Below are 1,605 nucleotides of genomic sequence, written 5' to 3' on the forward strand. Positions count from 1 at the left end.
CCAGCGCAGCGCCGCGCTGCTCGACCTCGCCTCCGCGCTGCGGCTGAGCGGCGCCCCGCCCCGGGAGCGCCTGGCCACGCTGGAGGAGGCGCGGGCCGCTGCGGGGGAGCGGACGGGGCTGCGGCTGCGCTGTGCCCGGGAGCGCGCCAGGGTGCTGCGGGAGCTGCGGGACTGGCCGGCGGCGGCCGAGGCGTACGCGGAGGCCGAGCGGCTCACCACCCGCGACAGCGCCCAGCGCGGCGAACTGCTCACCGAATGGGGCGAGATGCTGTTGACCGACGCGGAGGACCTCTCCCGTGCCGAGGGCATCCTGCGCGAGGCCCTCACCCGTGCCCCCTCCGCCAGCCCGGTGGTGGCCCGGGCGGCGCTGCTGCTGGGCCGCGCCCTGCTGCTGCGCTACGACCGTGAGGGGTTCCGTCCCGATCTGTACGAGGGCTGCCATCTGCTGGAGCAGGCGGCCCGCACCGCCGCCGACGCGGAGAGCCGGGCGCAGGCGTGGCTGCTGCTGGGCCGGGCCCGTGCGCTCTTCCCGGCGGGCTCCCCGCAGTCCCAGCAGGCGGGTGCCGAGCTGACCAGCGCGCTGGAGGAGGCGGCGGGTGTCCATGAGCACGGCTCGGTCACGGTGGCCCGGGTGCTGCACGCGCGCGGCGACTTCCACCGCGCGCAGGGCCGCCGCGAGGACGCGCTGGCCGACTACCGCGCGGCGGAGGCCGAGTGGCAGCTGCTGGCCGGCCACCTGAGGGAGGTCCCCTGGGACGAGGTCCGCGCCACCAGGGACAAGGTGGCCGAATTGGCCCGGTGAACACAGGTGCAGTACCCGGGCGTTCGGGCAGGCGTAGGGGGACCGGCCGAATGCGACGGCCGCCACGTGCGAACGTGTTTCCGGTTACCTGCCCCGGGAAAGAGACATCATCCGTGATGACCGCCCCCGGGCGGGGTTCTAGGGAGGAGAAAAGCGTGCCGAAGCGGACCGATGGCACGTCCCGCAGCCCGGGCCGTCCGACCGACGCCGCACTGCCGCCGCCCCTGCCCGATCTGACGGGCCTCTCCTTGCGCGCGCTCAGGACCTGCGACGATCCCGCCGTCACGGCTGCCGTGGAGAGTGCCCTGCGCGCCCCTGGCGAACTGTCGCGGGTGTGGCGGTCCTCCGGCACCAACGGCGGTGGAGGGGGCAGACGGAGTCCAGGTGTCGCCCGGGTGAACGGCGTCCCGGCAGGCGGGGGTAGGGCGTGATCCGGTCAATCTCCGGCGTGGCGCAGAACACCCCGTTCCGCGCCCGCGCCCACGGCCCGGGGAGCACACGTGCGGGCCGCCATGAACCCCTTTGACATACCGGCGGCCCAGCTGCGCCGCATGGGGGAGACCCGGCCCACGCCGGGCGAGGCGGCGGCGCTGGCCGCCTGGCTGCACAGCAGGCGCCTGGTGCTGCTCAAGACGCTGCTGACCCGCGCCGAGCGCGGCCGGCTGCCCGAGGAGGCCGCCCGCGCCCTGAGCGCGCACTGGGCGCTGCTGGAGGAGGCCGAACAGCACGACGCCGACGCCGCGCGCACGGTGCTGGGCTATCCCGCCGTCGGCAACTGGCTGGCCCGCGCGCTGGAGGCCGCG

2 pseudogenes are annotated in these 1,605 nt (G+C 76.1%); both read left to right on the forward strand.

The features are described from left to right. Positions 1-802, forward strand: a pseudogene (locus FM076_RS22795) (tetratricopeptide repeat protein); the annotation flags it as partial. Between the two features lie 512 nt (positions 803-1,314). Beyond that, positions 1,315-1,605, forward strand: a pseudogene (locus FM076_RS22800) (hypothetical protein); the annotation flags it as partial.

It is taken from the genome of Streptomyces albus subsp. chlorinus (genome assembly GCF_013302895.1).
GTDB classification, from domain to species: Bacteria; Actinomycetota; Actinomycetes; order Streptomycetales; family Streptomycetaceae; genus Streptomyces; species Streptomyces chlorinus.